Genomic DNA, 16074 nt, shown 5'->3' on the forward strand with positions numbered 1-16074 from the left:
TTCGGTTTGGAGATTGATAAGGTCAGCCCGGCTGATAGGGTCAGTTTATTGCCGATTTGGAATTTGCTGATGCGGGCTTGGTGGACACTTGCAGTAGCGGTTTGGTCGGTCTGCCTTCTCGGTGGGCCCGCCCTTGCTGAGAAGCGGGTAGCACTGGTGATTGGCAACTCCGCCTACCAGAACGTCGCCCGGCTAGGCAATCCTGCCAACGATGCTGCGGCAATGACTGCGACTCTCAAAAGTGCGGGGTTCGACGTTGTCGACTCTCGACGCGACCTCAAGACTTCCGATATGCGTCGCGCGCTGCGTGATTTTTCGGATCAAGCCCGTGATGCGGATGTCGCGGTGGTCTATTACGCCGGGCATGGCATTGAGGTCGAGGGCACCAACTATCTTATACCGGTTGACGCAGTTCTCGAACGCGACATCGATATTTACGACGAAACCTTCGCGCTGGACCGGATTCTGGTCACGATTGAGCCGGCCAAGCAATTGCGGCTGGTGATCCTTGACGCCTGCCGCGATAATCCATTTGCTAAGACGATGAAGCGCACCATTGGGTCGCGCGCCGTTGGACGCGGGCTTGCCAAGGTCGAACCGACCAGTCCGAACACGCTGATCGCCTTCGCCTCGAAGGCAGGCTCGACGGCATCGGACGGCGACAGCAAAAACAGTCCGTTCACCGCTGCCTTGGTGAAGCATATCGCGAAACCTGGCCTTGATCTGCGCAAGGCGTTCGGGTTCGTGCGGGACGATGTGCTGAAGAACACCGGCAACCGGCAGGAGCCCTATGTATACGGTTCGCTGGGCGGTGACGATCTGGCGCTGGTTCCTGCGAAGCCTGCGGCCACGGGGCCGCAGGCTGACCCTCAATCGGCAGTTCGGCGAGACTATGAACTTGCGCTGCAGTTGGGCTCCCGCGACGGATGGGAGGCGTTCCTGCGGACATATCCCGACGGGTTCTATGCTGATCTCGCGAAGGGGCAGTTGAAGAAGATCGCGGCCGAAGATGCCCGCGTCGCCGCCTCCGAGAAGGCGCGACAGACAGAGCAGGATAAGGCGCGGCTCGCGGCAGAAGGTGCACGACAAGCCGAACAGACCAAGGCCGCTGCCGCAGCCAAGGCCGCTGAAACTGCGCGCATCGCGGCAGAAAAAACGAAGCAGATCGAGCAGGAAAAGGCCGCCGCCGCCGAACGGGCACGACTTGCCGAGCAGGAAAAAGTCCGGCTCGCCGTAGAGAAGGCCAAACAGGCGGAGCAGGAGAAGGCTGCGGCTGCAGAACAGGCGCGCTTGGCTGTCGAGAAGGCGGCACAGGAGAAGAAACAGCATCTCGCTGCCGTATCACCGGCCGACAAGCCTGAACAACCCGCTGTCGATCTCCCGCGCGCCCTGCAAGCTGAACTCCGCCGTGTCGGGTGCAACCCCGGCACCGGAGATGGCAACTGGAACGCGGCCTCGCAGAAAGCACTCGATCTGTTCAATAAACACGCTGGTGTGAAGCTGGATGTGAAGATCGCCAGCGTTGACGCGCTAGATGCAGTCAAAGGTAAGACAGCACGCGTCTGCCCATTGATCTGCGAACACGGATTCAGGGCCGACGGCGACCGTTGTACGAAGATCACCTGCCGGGCGGGGTACGAAATTGGCGACGATAATACCTGCGAAAAGATCGAAGTGGGAAAGCCGACCGCAAAGCGCGAAGAGCAAAAGCGGGATCGTGCAGAACGTGCCAAGGCGGACGCTAGGCCAGAGAAGTCGCAAGCCTCCGGCCAGATTCTTTGCAATAGCGGTGGATGCAGACCGGTTGCCAAGGGTTGTAGATTATCTATCCAGGGGGGCTCTGGAACTAGCATGGCCCGGTACGAAGCCGAGGTTTGCAACTGAAAAACTGGCCGCGAGGGCCGCGTTGCACTTTGGACAATTCCGCTCGTGGCACTCTTCGGACGTGACGCAATGTCGGACTTGAGTCCGGAATCCGCACCAAAGCGGACGTCCGCTAACGCTTTTGATCCCCACAAAAAGGTGGGGAGAGGTGAAGTGAATTCCCGCGCGCCTCAATGAGTCCGCATCTTGAATTAGTGCCGTTGATTTGCCCGACGTGTCAAATGGTGTCGCTGGCATCGCACATGCCGGCGACTACCCTGTTACTTTGCATGGGGTTGTTTTCGATATTTGTGGTTGGGAGCGAGCACCGGGTCGAGGTTTGGAGCGGCAAAAGCTTCATGCCCGCTCGGCCGGCAGCAATTCCGTCAGTGAGCGGATGATGCGGTCGGGCCTGACGGTGGTGCCGGCGGGCAGGCCTTCGCCATGCGCATCGATCCAGATCGCATAGATGCCGAGGCGCTGCGGCACCTCGATTTCCCATTCCAGATTGTCGCCGATCATCCAGGTCTCGGGCGCGGTGACGCCGAGCGCCTGCATGGCATGGTGGTAGGCGCGCTCCTCCGGCTTGCCGAAACCATGCTCGCCCTCGATCTGGATATGATCGAAGCGGTGCGTCAGTTCGAAGCGCTCGACCTTGGCGCGCTGCGGGCCGGCGGCGCCGTTGGTGACCAGCGCCAGCTTCACGCCGAGATCCTTGAGCGCATCGATCGCGTCATGCGCGCCCGGAAAGACGAACATCTCCTCTTCGCGATAGGCATGGAAGCGGTTGGCGAGACGTGTCGCAAGATCCAGCGACAGCGGTGCGTGGCCTTTGGCGGCAAGGGCGCTAAATCCGCCCTGGACCACCACGTGCCGGGCCTCCTCGAGTTTCAGCCGCCACGCGGCCTCGGCGGTTGCCCAGAATTTCCGGCCCGACTCCACGATCGCGGCCGCAACCTGTTGCGACGACAGTGATCCAAGCTCATCGGCAAATTCCGCCGTGACATTGTTCCAGGCGATCTCGGGGCGGCCATAGGCCGACAGGATGGTGTCGTCCATATCGATCAGCATCGCGCGGGGCAGCTGAGTCATGGTCTTCAAGGCCATTTCACTTCGGGCGGCATCGACGACAGGATGGAATCGACGTTGCCGCCGGTTTTCAGCCCGAAGATGGTGCCGCGGTCATAGAGCAGGTTGAATTCGACGTAGCGTCCGCGCCGGACCAACTGTTCCTCGCGATCATCAGCCGTCCACGGCGCGGCGAAATTGCGCCGCACCAGTTCGGGATAGATTTTCAGGAACGCGCGGCCGACGTCCTGCGTGAAGGCGAAGTCGGCGTCCCAGTCGCCGCTTTCGAGCCAGTCGTAGAAGATGCCGCCGATGCCGCGCGCTTCCTTGCGATGCGGCAGATAGAAATACTCGTCGCACCATTTCTTGAACTTGTCGTAGGGCGCGACCGCGGCGTGCGCATCGCAGGCGGCCTGCATCGCGGCGTGAAACGCCACCGTGTCGGGATCCGCTTGCGTCCGCCGCCGGTCGAGCACCGGCGTCAGGTCAGCGCCGCCGCCGAACCACGCCTTGGTGGTGACGACGAAGCGGGTGTTCATGTGAACGGCCGGGATATTCGGATTGCGCAGATGCGCGATCAGCGAAATGCCCGAGGCCCAGAACCGGGGATCGTCGGCGGCGCCGGGAATCTGCGCGCGGAATTCCGGTGCGAATTCGCCGTGCACCGTCGAGCAATGCACCCCGACCTTTTCGAACAGCCGTCCGCGCATGACCGACATCACGCCGCCGCCGCCGGGCTTTCCGGTGTGGTCGGTGCGGTCCCAGGGGGTGCGCACGAAGCGCCCGGCCGCGCCCGGATAGAGCGACGCCGGCGCTTCGGCCTCGAGTTGCTCGAAGGCCGCGCAGATGTCGTCGCGCAGGCGCTCGAACCAGGTTCGCGCGCGCGCCTTGCGATCCTCGATCACGGAGATGTCCATTCTAACTCCTAACGCGTCGGTCGATTCCGTCATTGCGAGCGAAGCGAGCAATGACGGCAAGCTCCGACATTAGCCCTGCGATTTCGCCAATTCCCACATCTTCCAAAAATCCAGATCTATCTGATGCCGAGTGTCTTGTGCGTCTGCACGCTGAGCCGCCATTGCGGGTGGCGCATGCAATAATTGACGGCGCGCTCGGTGTTGGCGGCGACGTCCGGTCCATCCATCGGCTGCAGCGAAAATCGCTCGAAAGCGAGATCGGCGTAGGCCGCGGGCATGGCGTCAGCCTGCGGATAGACCAGCTTGAGCTCGTCGCCTTGCCGGACCACGAGTTCGGCGCCCGCCTTGGGGCTGACGCAGATCCAGTCCACGCCGTCGGGCGGCTTGATCGTGCCGTTGGTCTCGAGGCCGATGGCGAAGCCGCGCGCGTGCAGGGCATCGATCAAATCGGCGTCCACCTGCAACAGCGGCTCGCCGCCGGTCAGGACCACGTAGCGGTAGCCATGCTCGCCCGCCCATTGGCCGGCAATGGCATCGGCGAGTTCGTCGGCCGAGGCGTAGCGGCCGCCCAGCGTGCCGTCGGTGCCGACAAAGTCGGTGTCGCAGAACTGGCACGTCGCCGCGGCGCGGTCCTGCTCGCGGCCGCTCCAGAGGTTGCAGCCGGAAAACCGGCAAAACACCGCCGCGCGCCCGGCATGCGCGCCTTCGCCCTGCAAGGTCAGAAAGATTTCCTTGACCGCGTAACTCAACGCGCCGTCTCCTCAAGATGCGGAACTGGTCTGCCGCAGGGCTTCGCCCAATGCCATCGCTGCCGCTACCGCGACATTGAGCGAGCGCAGACCGGGCTTGATCGGGATCACCACCCGCGCGTCTGCCGCGGCGACCACCTCGTCGGGAACGCCTGCGGACTCCCGCCCGAACAGCAGGATGTCGTCGGCGCCATAGCGAAAATCAAGGTAGGAGCCGGGACTTGTGGTCGTAAACAGGATCAGGCGATAGCCCTTTTCACTACGCCATTGCTCGAATTTTGACCATGAGTCGTGGCGCATGATGGTTACCCGGTCGAGGTAGTCCATGCCGGCCCGGCGGAAGTGCCGGTCGGACACCGGAAAGCCGGCCGGCTCGATAATATGGGCCGCCACGTCCAGGCACGCGCAAAGGCGCAGAATCGTCCCGGTGTTCTGGGGGATGTCGGGCTGAAAAAGCGCAACTTGCATGATGTGACGGCCCCCGGAGGGCTCCATGAAATGTCTGAATAATTCGCCGCTTCCCGCGGAATTAGTGCATTGCACGTTTGCGAGCCGATAGCGGGCTTGCGCTCGTCCGGCAAGGGTGCCAATAGAACGATTCTGGACTGCTTGTTCCGCCCGATTGGCCGGGAAAAGTGGTCTTTCTGCCGCCGCGGGGGTCGCGGGCGCCGGCAGCCTCCTCCGGTTCGTCGTGACGTTCCCTGGGGCGGTTCCACCGGCTGCAGACAAGAAAGGGCTTGGAATCGTGACGACAGCGTCTTCGGCGGATCATCCCACACGCCGTGATTTCCTTTTTGTTGCAACGGGAGCCGCCGCTGCGGTCGGCGGAGCGGCCACTTTGTGGCCCTTCATTTCCCAAATGAACCCGGACGCCTCGACCATCGCGGCCGGCGCGCCGATCGAGGTCGATCTGGCGCCGATTGCCGAAGGGCAGGACGTCAAGGTGTTCTGGCGCGGCAAGCCGATCTACATCAGCCACCGCACCAAGAAGCAGATCGAGGAGGCCCGCGCGGTCACCGTCTCGAGCCTGCCCGACCCGCAGAGCGACCAGGCCCGGGTCAAGGAAGGCCACGACCAGTGGCTGGTCGTGATCGGCATCTGCACCCATCTGGGCTGCATTCCGATCGCCCATGAGGGCACCTACAACGGCTTCTTCTGCCCCTGCCACGGTTCGCAATACGATACCTCGGGCCGCATCCGTTCGGGACCAGCACCCTCCAACCTGCCGGTGCCGCCCTATCAATTCGTTTCCGACACCAAAATCCAGATCGGCTGAGCCTCGGATCCACTATCCGAGACTTGGGCCCGTCGCGTCGTCTTATATTTCCTCAGGATCGCATCATGAGCGGACCATCCGACTACCAGCCGACCAATCCCGCATTGAAGTGGATTGAACGGCGTCTCCCGATCTTGGGACTTATGCACTCCTCGTTCGTGGCCTATCCGACGCCGCGCAATCTGAACTACTGGTGGACCTTCGGCGCCATCCTTTCGATGATGCTCGGGGTGCAGATCATCTCGGGCGTTATCCTGGCGATGCACTACACGCCGCATGTCGACATGGCCTTCAAGTCGGTCGAAAGCATCGTGCGCGACGTCAATTACGGCTGGCTGCTGCGCAACATGCACGCCACCGGCGCCTCGATGTTCTTCGTCGCGGTCTACGTCCACATGTTCCGCGGCCTGTATTACGGGTCGTACAAGGAGCCGCGCGAGATCCTCTGGATCCTCGGCGTCATCATCTACCTCCTGATGATGGCGACCGGTTTCATGGGCTACGTGCTGCCGTGGGGCCAGATGAGCTTCTGGGGCGCCACCGTCATCACCAACCTGTTCTCCGCCATCCCCTATGTCGGCGACAGCATCGTCACCCTGCTGTGGGGCGGCTATTCGGTCGGCAATCCGACCCTGAACCGCTTCTTCTCGCTGCACTACCTGCTGCCGTTCGTGATCGCCGGCGTGGTCGTGCTGCACGTCTGGGCGCTGCACGTCGTCGGCCAGAACAATCCGGCGGGCGTCGAGCCCAAGACGGCCAAGGACACCGTGGCGTTCACGCCTTACGCGACCATGAAGGATGCCTTCGGCGTTTCCTGCTTCATGCTGTTCTTCGCCTGGTTCATCTTCTACATGCCGAACTATCTCGGCGAAGCCGACAACTACATCCCGGCCAATCCGGGCGTCACGCCCGCGCATATCGTGCCGGAATGGTACTACCTGCCGTTCTACGCGATCCTGCGCTCGATCCCGAACAAGCTCGCCGGCGTGGTGGCGATGTTCGGCGCGATCCTGATCCTGGCGTTCCTGCCCTGGCTCGATACCGCCAAGACCCGGTCCTCGAAGTATCGCCCACTGGCCAAGCAGTTCTTCTGGATCTTCGTCATCGTCTGCCTGCTGCTCGGCTGGCTCGGCGCCAAGCCCGCCGAAGGTATCTATGTGATTGCCGGCCGCGTGCTGACGTTCTGCTACTTCGCCTATTTCGTGATCGTGCTGCCGCTCTTGAGCCGGATCGAAACGCCGCGTCCGGTGCCGAATTCGATCTCCGACGACGTGCTGGCCAAGTCCGGCAAGTCGGCGGTGGTGTCGTCGGTGATCGCGCTTGCGGTCGCAGGCGCGCTGTTCGCCGGAAGCGTGCAGGACGCCCGGGCGGCAGAGGGGCAGGAAGCGCCGCCGTCGCAGAAGTGGTCGTTCGCCGGTCCCGTCGGCAAGTTCGACCGCGGCTCGCTGCAGCGCGGCCTGAAGGTCTACAAGGAAGTCTGTTCGTCCTGCCACGGCCTGTCTTACATCGCGTTCCGCAATCTCGCCGACGCCGGCGGTCCCGGCTATTCGGCGGCGCAGGCGGCAGCGTTCGCGTCCGAATACAAGGTCAAGGACGGCCCGAACGATCAGGGCGACATGTTCGAGCGGGCCGGCCGGGCGGCCGACTACTTCCCGTCGCCGTTCCCGAACGACAACGCGGCGCGGGCAGCCAATGGCGGCGCTTTGCCGCCCGACCTGTCGCTGATCACCAAGGCTCGCTCCTACCCGCGCGGCTTCCCGATGTTCCTGGTGGACTTCTTCACCCAGTTCCAGGAACAGGGCCCGAACTACGTCGCCGGGCTGCTGCAGGGCTATGAGGAAAATCCCCCCGCCGGTTTCACGCTGCCGGAAGGCTCCTATTACAACAAGTACTTCCCCGGCCACGCCATCAAGATGCCGAAGCCGCTCAGCGACGGCCAGGTCACCTATGACGACGGCTCGCCGGCGACGGTCGCGCAATACGCCAAGGACGTCACCACGTTCCTGATGTGGGCCGCGGAGCCGCACATGGAGGCGCGCAAGCGGCTCGGCCTGCAGGTGTTCGTGTTCCTGATCCTGCTGACGGGGCTGCTCTACTTCACCAAGAAGAAGATCTGGGCCGACGCGCACTGATCCTGGCGCCCGCCGATGACATCAATGCGAAAAAGCCCCTGCGGGGGCTTTTTTGTTGCCTACGCCGCCGATTGCGTTGCGGCCGCAGTGCGGCCAAAATAGCCGACAATCGGCCCCCAAAGAAAATCACCGGAGGATCCCATGGGTACCAGCATCACGTTCAAGCGTCCGGACGGCAAGGATGCCGGCGGCTATCTCGCCAACGCCGCGCGCGGCAATGCGCCGGGCGTAGTGGTGATCCAGGAATGGTGGGGGCTGTCCGAGCAGATCAAGGGAATGTGCGACCGCTTCGCGCTGGCCGGCTTCGATGCGCTGGCGCCCGATCTCTACAAGGGCAAGGTGGTGCCCTATCACGACACCGATGCCGCCGGCAAAGAGATGAACTCGCTGGACTTCATCGACCTCACCACGCAGACCGTGCGCGGCGCCGCGCAATATCTCGCCCGCAACGGCGCCAAGGTCGGCCTCACCGGCTTCTGCCTCGGCGGCGCGGTGACCATTATCGGCGCCACCAAGATCCCCGAACTTGCCGCCGGCGTGGTGTTCTACGGCATCCCGCCCGAGCAGGCCGCGAAGCCCGCGGACGTGAAAATCCCGCTGCAGGCGCATTTCGCCAACAAGGACGACTGGTGCACGCCGGCGGCCGTCGACGCCTTCGAGAAGGCGATGAAGTCCGCGGGCAAGTCGCTCGAACTGTTCCGCTATGACGCCGAGCACGCCTTCGTCAACGAGCAGCGGCAATCGGTGCATGACCGCGAGGCGGCGGAACTCGCCTGGGGCCGCGCCACGGAGTTTTTCAGGAAGCATCTGGGGTGAGGGTCGCCGTGTCGTCGTCCCGGCGAACGCCGGGACCCATACGCCGCGGCAGTTGTAATCGGACGAACTGGTAGACGGCTTCGCTAAACAACATCTCCCTGTGTTTATGGGTCCCGCTTTCGCGGGGACGACATAGTTGGTCAGACACCGGCCTTGCTGACCCCATCCCACCACGGGCACGTCCCCGGCATCAGTTTGTAATTGCCTTCCATCACCTGCACCGGCGCGCGCCGGCCTTCCGCCGCCGCGCGCATCCGCATCTCGCGCGCGACTTCGCGGTCTTCCGGCGGCAGCCAGAGCCGCTCATGTCCCCACAGGCTGGGGCCGTCCTTCAGCTCGCAGGATTGCCAGGTGGCAGGATCGATCGCACGGCCGCCCCAGCCGCACTCGACCATGAAGGACGACGGCGTCCTGGCGTAGAACGAGGTCATCAGGTCGTTGGTGTGACGGCCGAGCGTGACGTTGACGCGATCCTCGTTCAAGGCGACGTCGTAGGACTGGCCGACATCGTCGAGCGAAAACAATTCCACCATCAGATGATGCATGCCGTTGTCGCCGGTCTCGATCATCGCGAGGCTGTGATGCCGCGCGTTGATGTGAAAGAAATAGGCGCGGAACGGTTTCAGCATGTAATCGCTCAGCCCGAAGCCGAGCAGGCCGACATAGAACGGCATCATGGTGTCGATGTTTTCGACCGTCAGCACGGCATGGCCGAGGCCGAGCGGCCCGGTGCGGAAACCGGAAATCGAACGGCCGGGACGAAACGGCGTATCGTCGGTCTCGGCGCCGTAAAACGCCTCCAGCCGGTTGCCGGCGGGATCGCTGAACGAGATCAGGCCACGGACCCGCCTCGCATCGGCCAGGGTCTGCGGCTCGGCGGTAACGGCAACGCCGGCATCTTCCAGCCGGGCGGCGAGGGCGGTGAGGTCGGCTGTGTCCGCGACCTCCCAGCCGAAGAAGCGCGCGCCTTCCGGCATCGCGCGGTCGATCACAATGCGCTGCTTGCGGTCGTCCATCCGGAACGCCAGCAGCGAGTTGCCGCGCTCGACCGCCTGCAGGCCGACCAGCCCGGTGCCGAACTGCCGCCAGTCGTCGAGATCGGCCGAGCCGAATCCGGCGTATCCGAGCGCCTGAATGGACATCGCGCGCCTCCGCTTTCGGCAAGTCTTGACCGTCTGATACCGGTGCTGCCTAGGCGGAATCCTACGCATATTTTCCGGCCCGTAACACCAAAAGATGGCTCCGAAACCGGCCCCGGCCCACCGGCGCCTCCCTTGACGTTTCAGCTCCGGCATGGTGTTTAACCGCCCATGAACACCGTCGTCCGCAACGTCAGTCTTTGGTGGCGCACCTCCTAAGAGGTGGCCGGTGCGATTTCATTTTCCAGAATCGTCAGAGGCCGTCATCGCAGCGCGACGGCCTTTTCGTTTGTCCTGTGTGGCGTTCCCTCGGCAAGTTTCGTAAGAGGATCACATGAACAGGACAGCCTTCTCCCTGCCGGCCCATAGCGAATACCGCACCCGCGGCGGGCTGGCGGTCACGCGGTCGGTGGAGCAGTTCACCGGCGACGCCAAGCGGCTCGATGCCCTGATCGACCTGCTCGATCGCCGTCGCGGCGTGGTGCTGTCGTCGGGGACCACGGTGCCCGGCCGCTACGAGAGTTTCGACCTCGGCTTTTCCGATCCGCCGTTGCAGCTGGAAACCGTGGGATCGGATTTTTCGCTTGAAGCGCTGAATGCGCGCGGCGAGGTGCTGATCGCCTTCCTCGGCGACGCGCTACGCGAGCCCTGCGTCGTGATCAGCGAAAGAAGCGCAACGCGGCTCAAGGGGCATATCGTGCGCGGCGCCGCCCCGGTCGATGAGGACCAGCGCACCCGCCGCGCCAGCGTGATGTCGCTGGTGCGCGACCTGATCGCCGCCCTCGGGGCCAACGACGATCCGCTGCTCGGCCTGTTCGGCGCCTTCGCCTACGACCTGGTGTTCCAGATCGAGGACCTCGTGCAGAAGCGGACGCGCGAGAACGACCAGCGCGACATCGTGCTGTACGTGCCGGATCGCCTGCTGGCCTACGACCGCGCCACCGGCCGCGGTGTGGTGCTGAGCTACGATTTTGCCTGGAACGGCAAGTCCACCGCCGGCCTGCCGCGCGAGACTGCCGAGAGCGTCTACGCCAAGACGCCGCGGCAGGGCTTTGCCGATCACGCGCCCGGCGAATATCAGGCGACCGTCGAGACCGCGCGCGCGGCGTTCGCCCGCGGCGACCTGTTCGAGGCGGTGCCGGGGCAGTTGTTCGCCGAGCCCTGCGAGCGCTCGCCGGCGGAAGTGTTCCAGCGGCTGTGCCGGATCAATCCGTCGCCCTACGGCGCGCTGATGAATCTCGGCGACGGCGAATTCCTGGTGTCGGCCTCGCCCGAGATGTTCGTGCGCTCCGATGGCCGGCGGGTCGAGACCTGCCCGATCTCGGGCACCATCGCGCGCGGCGTCGATGCGATCGGCGACGCCGAACAGATCAGGCAACTGCTGAATTCGGAGAAGGACGAATTCGAACTCAACATGTGCACCGACGTCGATCGTAACGACAAGGCGCGGGTCTGCGTTCCCGGCACCATCAAGGTGCTGGCGCGGCGCCAGATCGAAACCTACTCGAAGCTGTTTCACACCGTCGATCACGTCGAGGGCATTCTGCGGCCGGGCTTCGACTCGCTCGATGCCTTCCTGACCCATGCCTGGGCGGTGACGGTGACCGGCGCGCCGAAATTGTGGGCGATGCAGTTCGTCGAGGACAACGAGCGTTCGTCGCGGCGCTGGTATGCCGGCGCGATCGGCGCGGTGAATTTCGACGGCAGCATCAACACCGGGTTGACCATCCGCACCATCCGGATGAAGGACGGCCTCGCCGAAGTGCGGGTCGGCGCCACTTGCCTGTTCGACTCGGATCCCGCCGCCGAGGACAGGGAATGCCAGGTCAAGGCGGCGGCGCTGTTCCAGGCGCTGCGCGGCGATCCGCCGAAGCCGTTGTCGGCATTTGCGCCGGATGCCACCGGATCGGGCAAACGGGTGCTCCTGATCGATCACGACGACAGCTTCGTTCATATGCTCGCCGATTACTTCCGGCAGGTCGGCGCGACGGTTACGGTGGTGCGGCATATCCACGCGCAAGAGATGCTGAAGCAGAATACTTACGATCTGCTGGTGCTGTCGCCGGGGCCGGGCCGGCCGGAGGATTTTGGAATTTCCAGGACCATCGACACGGCGCTCGATCGCAGGCTGCCGATCTTCGGCGTCTGCCTCGGCGTGCAGGCGATCGGCGAGTATTTCGGCGGCCAGCTCGGGCAACTCGCCCAGCCCGCGCATGGACGCCCCTCGCGCGTTCAGGTGCGCGGCGGGCGGCTGATGCAAAACCTGCCCGATGAAATCGTGATCGGCCGCTATCACTCGCTCTATGTCGAGCGCGACAGCGTGCCCGATGTGCTGCAGGTGACGGCGACCACCGAGGACGGCGTCGCGATGGCGATCGAACACAAGACCTTGCCAGTCGGCGGCGTGCAGTTCCACCCGGAATCGTTGATGTCGCTCGGTGGGGAAGTCGGCCTGCGCATCGTGGAAAATGCATTCCGGCTCGGGATGCAAACGAATTGAAGTTGGCGAACAGAGGTTGAAAGAAAAATCCGATGACTTTTGAACATGATTTGAAGGCCACCGTCCGCACCATCCCGGATTACCCGAAGCCGGGCATCCTGTTTCGCGACATCACCACGCTGCTCGGCGAGCCGCGCGCCTTCCGCCGCGCGGTCGATCAATTGGTGGATCCCTGGGCGGGTTCGAAGATCGACAAGGTCGCCGGCATCGAGGCGCGCGGCTTCATCCTCGGCGGCGCGGTGGCGCATCAGGTCTCGGCCGGTTTCGTTCCGATCCGCAAGAAGGGCAAGCTGCCGCATACCACGGTACGTATCGCCTATTCGCTGGAATACGGCATCGACGAAATGGAAATGCACGCCGACGCTATCAAGCCGGGCGAGCGGGTGATCCTGGTCGACGACCTGATCGCCACCGGCGGCACCGCGGAGGGTGCCGTCAAACTGCTGCGCCAGATCGGCGCCGATGTGGTGGCCGCCTGCTTCATCATCGACCTGCCCGATCTCGGCGGTGCGGCGAAACTGCGGGCGATGGACGTTCCGGTGCGAACGCTGATGGCGTTCGAGGGCCATTGAGCGTTCTTACCTCGCTCTGCAAGCGGGCGAGGGAGAAGTGTGCTTCAAGACCCCTGCAGCAACAAGTTCAGCTCGAGTTCGCGGAAGCTGAAGTAGTTCTCTCGGATCCATTGATGCAGTTCGGTCGATGAATCCTTCTCGTTGCGCAGGTACTGCGTGAACGAGAACGTCAGCCGGTCGATATAGGTCTTCAGGAACGGCGGCAGCGCGGCGATGCGAAGCACCCGGCCTTGGGCCATCGCTGCAGGCAGCTCGCCGCGCACCACGTGCTCGTTGTCGACGGTCACGAGCGCAGTCGGCGGAATCTGCTGCTGCAATATCGGAAAGGCGCGGGCCGAGACCCGGTCGGTATCGGCGACGAACAGGATGACCGGCGAGACGCCACGCCGCGCGGCCTCCTTCATGAAGCCGATTTCCCCGGTCATCTTGAAGAACTCGTCGAAGGCGTGAAAACCGAGGTCGATCACCTTGGCGACGCCGTCATTGACGATCAGGCGGTCCATCAGCTGCATCTTGCCGAAGGTATCGTCGACCTCGGCGGTCTCGGTGACCCCGGGAAGGAATTCCAGCAGCGACGGCTCTTTCAGGTTGATGTCGAATGCCGCGACCGCGCCGTGCTTCAGCAGCAGGTATTCGGTCAGTAGCCGCGCGATCAGCGTCTTGCCGACCAGCGGACGGGGCGAGCAGATGATGTAGACGGCCGTGCGGTGCATTGGCGCTATATCAGGCGAATTCGGCGCCTAATCCAGCCAAATAGCATCGGAAGCGCAATTATTTTTCGCCGCGCGCGGTGGCTTTGCCGGAGCCGACCAGGTCGGTCAGCTTGATGCGGTCGAACTCGCTCCAGACATTGGCCAGCCAGTGGCGGACATAGCCGCGCAGCACGAACGAATAGTTCGCGGCCTCGTCATGCGTGCCCTTGTTGGCGACGAATTTGAGGAACGGCACCGAGGCGACCTCGACCTGCTCATAGGCCATTTCGTTGAGCTTGGGGATGGTGAGCTCGGTGGCGTCCTTGATGCGGTGGAAATAGGAATTGTAGGTCGCCTGGTCCCACTGGAAGAACTGGGTGTCGTTGATGAAGTTCTTCACCAGGAAGTATTTCGCGCCCTGCATGAAATTCGCGGTTTCGGCGATCTCGTCCAGCGAGGCGATCGAGGGTCCCAGGATATGGAACACGGCAAAGGTGATCTGGCCCGACTTGGCGGCGTCGAGAAAGCCGATGTCGCGCAGCGAGGCCAGCGCCGGCGACAGCAGGCCGGCGCGGACGTCGATCACGGTCACCGAGGAGCCCGCGTTCAGGGTGTCGAAGATCTTCATCTGGTCCGACGTCGTCGTCATGTCGACGATTTCGGTGATGTCGGGGTGGAAGCGCTTCAGCGTGCCGCGCGGCGATTCGGTATCGAAGGCCCGGGTGAGGACATTGTTGGCGGAAAAATAGTCCAGCAAGGTCCGCGACACCGTGGTCTTGCCGACCCCGCCCTTGTCCGCACCTACCACGATCACTACCGGCTTCGTCATGAACTGCCCTTACGCGCCATTTTTCATTGGGGGCCTGATCCTAGAACAAACCAAGCCGTCTGTTCGGGAAAACCGCTGCCGGCTCCGGATCGTGTCCCAATGGCCCGATCGCGGGAGCGATCGGTACGTCCCACCCTGCTTTGGGCGCGAACATGGCAGAAACAAGGGAGAATTCAAATCATTAGACCGCCGTTAGGGTTAAATCCTGCCGGCGCCGTTAATCCCTGAGGGGCGGCCGTTTCGGACCGGGCCACCGGCCCGCTTCGAGGGACGCGAAACAGGCTGTCAGTGCCGGCGGCCCCACGGACCGGCCGGATTGGCCCAGGAACGCGGCGATGCGCCTTGCGAGGCGGCGGCGGGGTCCTTGGCATCGCTCCAGGGCCCGGATGGCAGCGGCGGCGGGCCTTCCCGGTTGGCTGGATTTTCGGGCCGATCCTCCGGTTCCTCCCCGGCGTCCGAGGGCTCGGCCAGCGGACCGGGATCGCGGCCACCGGCGAACTGCACCAGCGCCTGCACCCGGGATTCTACGGACGGATGGGTGGCAAACAGGTCGGCGAACCCCTCGCGCGGGTTGTCGATGCACAATTCCATCACCGCCGAGGTAGCGCCGGGAAGCTCGCCCCGGTTCTCGATCTTGCGCAGCGCCGAGATCATGGCGTCGGGGTTCTTGGTCAGTTCGACCGACCCGGCGTCGGCGAGCAGCTCGCGCGACCGCGACAGCGCCAGCTTCACCACCTGCGACAGCAGCCAGGCCAGCAGGATCAGCACCACCGCGATGATGATGACGATGACCGCGCCGCCGCCGCCCTTGCTGTTGCTGTCCGAGGAGGACGAGGATGATGAGGACGACGATGAGGATGACGATCCGCTCGAGGAGTTCCAGCTCAGATTGGTGAACATCCGGAAGAACAGCTCGCCGAAGAATCCGACCACGCCGGCGATGATCACCGCGACCACCATCAGCTGCACGTCGCCGTTGCGGATGTGGGTGAGCTCGTGGCCGAGCACGGCCTCGATTTCCTTGTCGTTCAGCGCCCTCAACAGTCCCGTGGTGACGGTGACGGCATATTGCCGGCGGTTGAGCCCGGTCGCGAACGCGTTCAGCGCGTCGCTTTCCACGATCTTCAGTTTCGGCATCGGGATGCCGCGGGAGATGCAGAGGTTTTCCAGGAGATTATAGAGCCGGGGCTGCTGCTTCCGCGTCACGTCCTCGCCGCCGGTGACGGCGTCGATCATGTTCTGGTGGAAGAAATAGGCGATCACGATCCACAGCGCGGCGGCGAGCGTCGCATAGGGAAACGCCTTCACCAGGTCGCGCGAGGCGGCCATCAGGTAGTAGTCGGCCGGCCGGTTGCCGTCGATCAGCACTTCCGCGACCAGCGCGCCGGCATAGACCAGCACGTAGATCAGCAGGAACAGCCCGGCGAGCAGCAGCATCGAACGAAACTTGTTCGACGCGATGTGCGTGTAAAGACCGTACGCGGCCATAGCCGGCTATTCCACTAAAGAGTGTCATTCCGG

Annotated in this window: 14 protein-coding genes; 6 read left to right on the forward strand and 8 right to left on the reverse strand. The window is 63.6% G+C overall.

Translation table 11 applies throughout. From position 1 onward, the window contains the following. The first annotated feature begins 69 nt into the window (after positions 1-69). Positions 70-1884 carry a caspase family protein gene (locus tag KMZ68_RS07580; RefSeq protein ID WP_215616245.1) on the forward strand — a complete coding sequence of 605 codons (1815 nt, stop codon included), beginning with the start codon at positions 70-72 and terminating at the stop codon, positions 1882-1884. Between the two features lie 336 nt (positions 1885-2220). On the opposite strand, the gene KMZ68_RS07585 is transcribed toward KMZ68_RS07580, so the two are convergent. The 4 genes from KMZ68_RS07585 to KMZ68_RS07600 form a co-directional block, all read right to left on the reverse strand. Further along, the gene (locus KMZ68_RS07585) at positions 2221-2970 is read right to left on the reverse strand and encodes an HAD family hydrolase (protein WP_215615188.1); all 750 of its coding nucleotides are present in this window, start codon (positions 2968-2970) and stop codon (positions 2221-2223) included. Further along, positions 2961-3848 (reverse strand): oxygen-dependent coproporphyrinogen oxidase, encoded by an 888-nt coding sequence (gene hemF, locus KMZ68_RS07590; protein WP_215615189.1) that lies wholly within the window; start codon positions 3846-3848, stop codon positions 2961-2963. Before hemF ends, KMZ68_RS07585 begins: the two co-directional genes overlap by 10 nt. A 116-nt stretch (positions 3849-3964) precedes the next feature. Then, positions 3965-4597, reverse strand: coding sequence for a 7-carboxy-7-deazaguanine synthase (gene queE / locus KMZ68_RS07595; protein WP_215615190.1), 633 nt, complete (start codon positions 4595-4597; stop codon positions 3965-3967). Between the two features lie 12 nt (positions 4598-4609). Next, positions 4610-5065, reverse strand: a complete 456-nt coding sequence (locus KMZ68_RS07600) for a tRNA (cytidine(34)-2'-O)-methyltransferase (RefSeq protein WP_215616246.1) — start codon at positions 5063-5065, stop codon at positions 4610-4612. Positions 5066-5342: 277 nt separating this feature from the next. On the opposite strand from KMZ68_RS07600, the gene petA reads away from it, so the two are divergent. The 3 genes from petA (at position 5343) to KMZ68_RS07615 (ending at position 8821) form a co-directional block, all read left to right on the forward strand. Further along, on the forward strand, positions 5343-5873 hold the full coding sequence (gene petA, locus KMZ68_RS07605; RefSeq protein WP_215615191.1) for a ubiquinol-cytochrome c reductase iron-sulfur subunit: 531 nt from the start codon (positions 5343-5345) through the stop codon (positions 5871-5873). Positions 5874-5938: 65 nt separating this feature from the next. Then, positions 5939-8005 carry a cytochrome c1 gene (locus KMZ68_RS07610; protein WP_215615192.1) on the forward strand — a complete coding sequence of 689 codons (2067 nt, stop codon included), beginning with the start codon at positions 5939-5941 and terminating at the stop codon, positions 8003-8005. Between the two features lie 141 nt (positions 8006-8146). Then, positions 8147-8821, forward strand: coding sequence for a dienelactone hydrolase family protein (locus tag KMZ68_RS07615; RefSeq protein ID WP_215615193.1), 675 nt, complete (start codon positions 8147-8149; stop codon positions 8819-8821). A gap of 140 nt (positions 8822-8961) precedes the next feature. On the opposite strand, the gene KMZ68_RS07620 is transcribed toward KMZ68_RS07615, so the two are convergent. Then, positions 8962-9963 carry a VOC family protein gene (locus tag KMZ68_RS07620; protein ID WP_215615194.1) on the reverse strand — a complete coding sequence of 334 codons (1002 nt, stop codon included), beginning with the start codon at positions 9961-9963 and terminating at the stop codon, positions 8962-8964. 331 nt (positions 9964-10294) lie between these two features. Here KMZ68_RS07620 and KMZ68_RS07625 point away from each other — a divergent pair, with 331 nt between their 5' ends. Further along, the gene (locus KMZ68_RS07625; protein ID WP_215615195.1) at positions 10295-12460 is read left to right on the forward strand and encodes an anthranilate synthase component I; all 2166 of its coding nucleotides are present in this window, start codon (positions 10295-10297) and stop codon (positions 12458-12460) included. Positions 12461-12492: 32 nt separating this feature from the next. After that, the gene (locus KMZ68_RS07630; protein ID WP_215603176.1) at positions 12493-13032 is read left to right on the forward strand and encodes an adenine phosphoribosyltransferase; all 540 of its coding nucleotides are present in this window, start codon (positions 12493-12495) and stop codon (positions 13030-13032) included. A 44-nt stretch (positions 13033-13076) separates the two neighbouring features. Here KMZ68_RS07630 and KMZ68_RS07635 read toward each other — a convergent pair whose 3' ends face one another. The 3 genes from KMZ68_RS07635 to KMZ68_RS07645 all read right to left on the reverse strand — a co-directional run bounded on the left by KMZ68_RS07635 (position 13077) and on the right by KMZ68_RS07645 (position 16041). Further along, positions 13077-13745, reverse strand: a complete 669-nt coding sequence (locus KMZ68_RS07635) for a hypothetical protein (RefSeq protein WP_215615196.1) — start codon at positions 13743-13745, stop codon at positions 13077-13079. A 58-nt stretch (positions 13746-13803) separates the two neighbouring features. Beyond that, complete coding sequence (locus tag KMZ68_RS07640; protein ID WP_215615197.1) at positions 13804-14553, reverse strand: hypothetical protein; 750 nt, start codon at positions 14551-14553, stop codon at positions 13804-13806. A 285-nt stretch (positions 14554-14838) separates the two neighbouring features. Further along, positions 14839-16041 carry a M48 family metallopeptidase gene (locus KMZ68_RS07645; RefSeq protein ID WP_215615198.1) on the reverse strand — a complete coding sequence of 401 codons (1203 nt, stop codon included), beginning with the start codon at positions 16039-16041 and terminating at the stop codon, positions 14839-14841. Positions 16042-16074 lie beyond the last annotated feature (33 nt).

Source organism: Bradyrhizobium sediminis (genome assembly GCF_018736105.1).
Classification (GTDB): Bacteria; Pseudomonadota; Alphaproteobacteria; order Rhizobiales; family Xanthobacteraceae; genus Bradyrhizobium.

Coding starts and splice junctions, on each gene's coding strand:
- KMZ68_RS07580 (WP_215616245.1), top strand. CDS start 70: ATGCGGGCTTGGTGGACACTTGCAGTAGCGGTTTGGTCGGTCTGCCTT.
- KMZ68_RS07585 (WP_215615188.1), bottom strand. CDS start 2,970: ATGGCCTTGAAGACCATGACTCAGCTGCCCCGCGCGATGCTGATCGAT.
- hemF (WP_215615189.1), bottom strand. CDS start 3,848: ATGGACATCTCCGTGATCGAGGATCGCAAGGCGCGCGCGCGAACCTGG.
- KMZ68_RS07600 (WP_215616246.1), bottom strand. CDS start 5,065: ATGCAAGTTGCGCTTTTTCAGCCCGACATCCCCCAGAACACCGGGACG.
- KMZ68_RS07610 (WP_215615192.1), top strand. CDS start 5,939: ATGAGCGGACCATCCGACTACCAGCCGACCAATCCCGCATTGAAGTGG.
- KMZ68_RS07615 (WP_215615193.1), top strand. CDS start 8,147: ATGGGTACCAGCATCACGTTCAAGCGTCCGGACGGCAAGGATGCCGGC.
- KMZ68_RS07620 (WP_215615194.1), bottom strand. CDS start 9,963: ATGTCCATTCAGGCGCTCGGATACGCCGGATTCGGCTCGGCCGATCTC.
- KMZ68_RS07625 (WP_215615195.1), top strand. CDS start 10,295: ATGAACAGGACAGCCTTCTCCCTGCCGGCCCATAGCGAATACCGCACC.
- KMZ68_RS07630 (WP_215603176.1), top strand. CDS start 12,493: ATGACTTTTGAACATGATTTGAAGGCCACCGTCCGCACCATCCCGGAT.
- KMZ68_RS07635 (WP_215615196.1), bottom strand. CDS start 13,745: ATGCACCGCACGGCCGTCTACATCATCTGCTCGCCCCGTCCGCTGGTC.
- KMZ68_RS07640 (WP_215615197.1), bottom strand. CDS start 14,553: ATGACGAAGCCGGTAGTGATCGTGGTAGGTGCGGACAAGGGCGGGGTC.
- KMZ68_RS07645 (WP_215615198.1), bottom strand. CDS start 16,041: ATGGCCGCGTACGGTCTTTACACGCACATCGCGTCGAACAAGTTTCGT.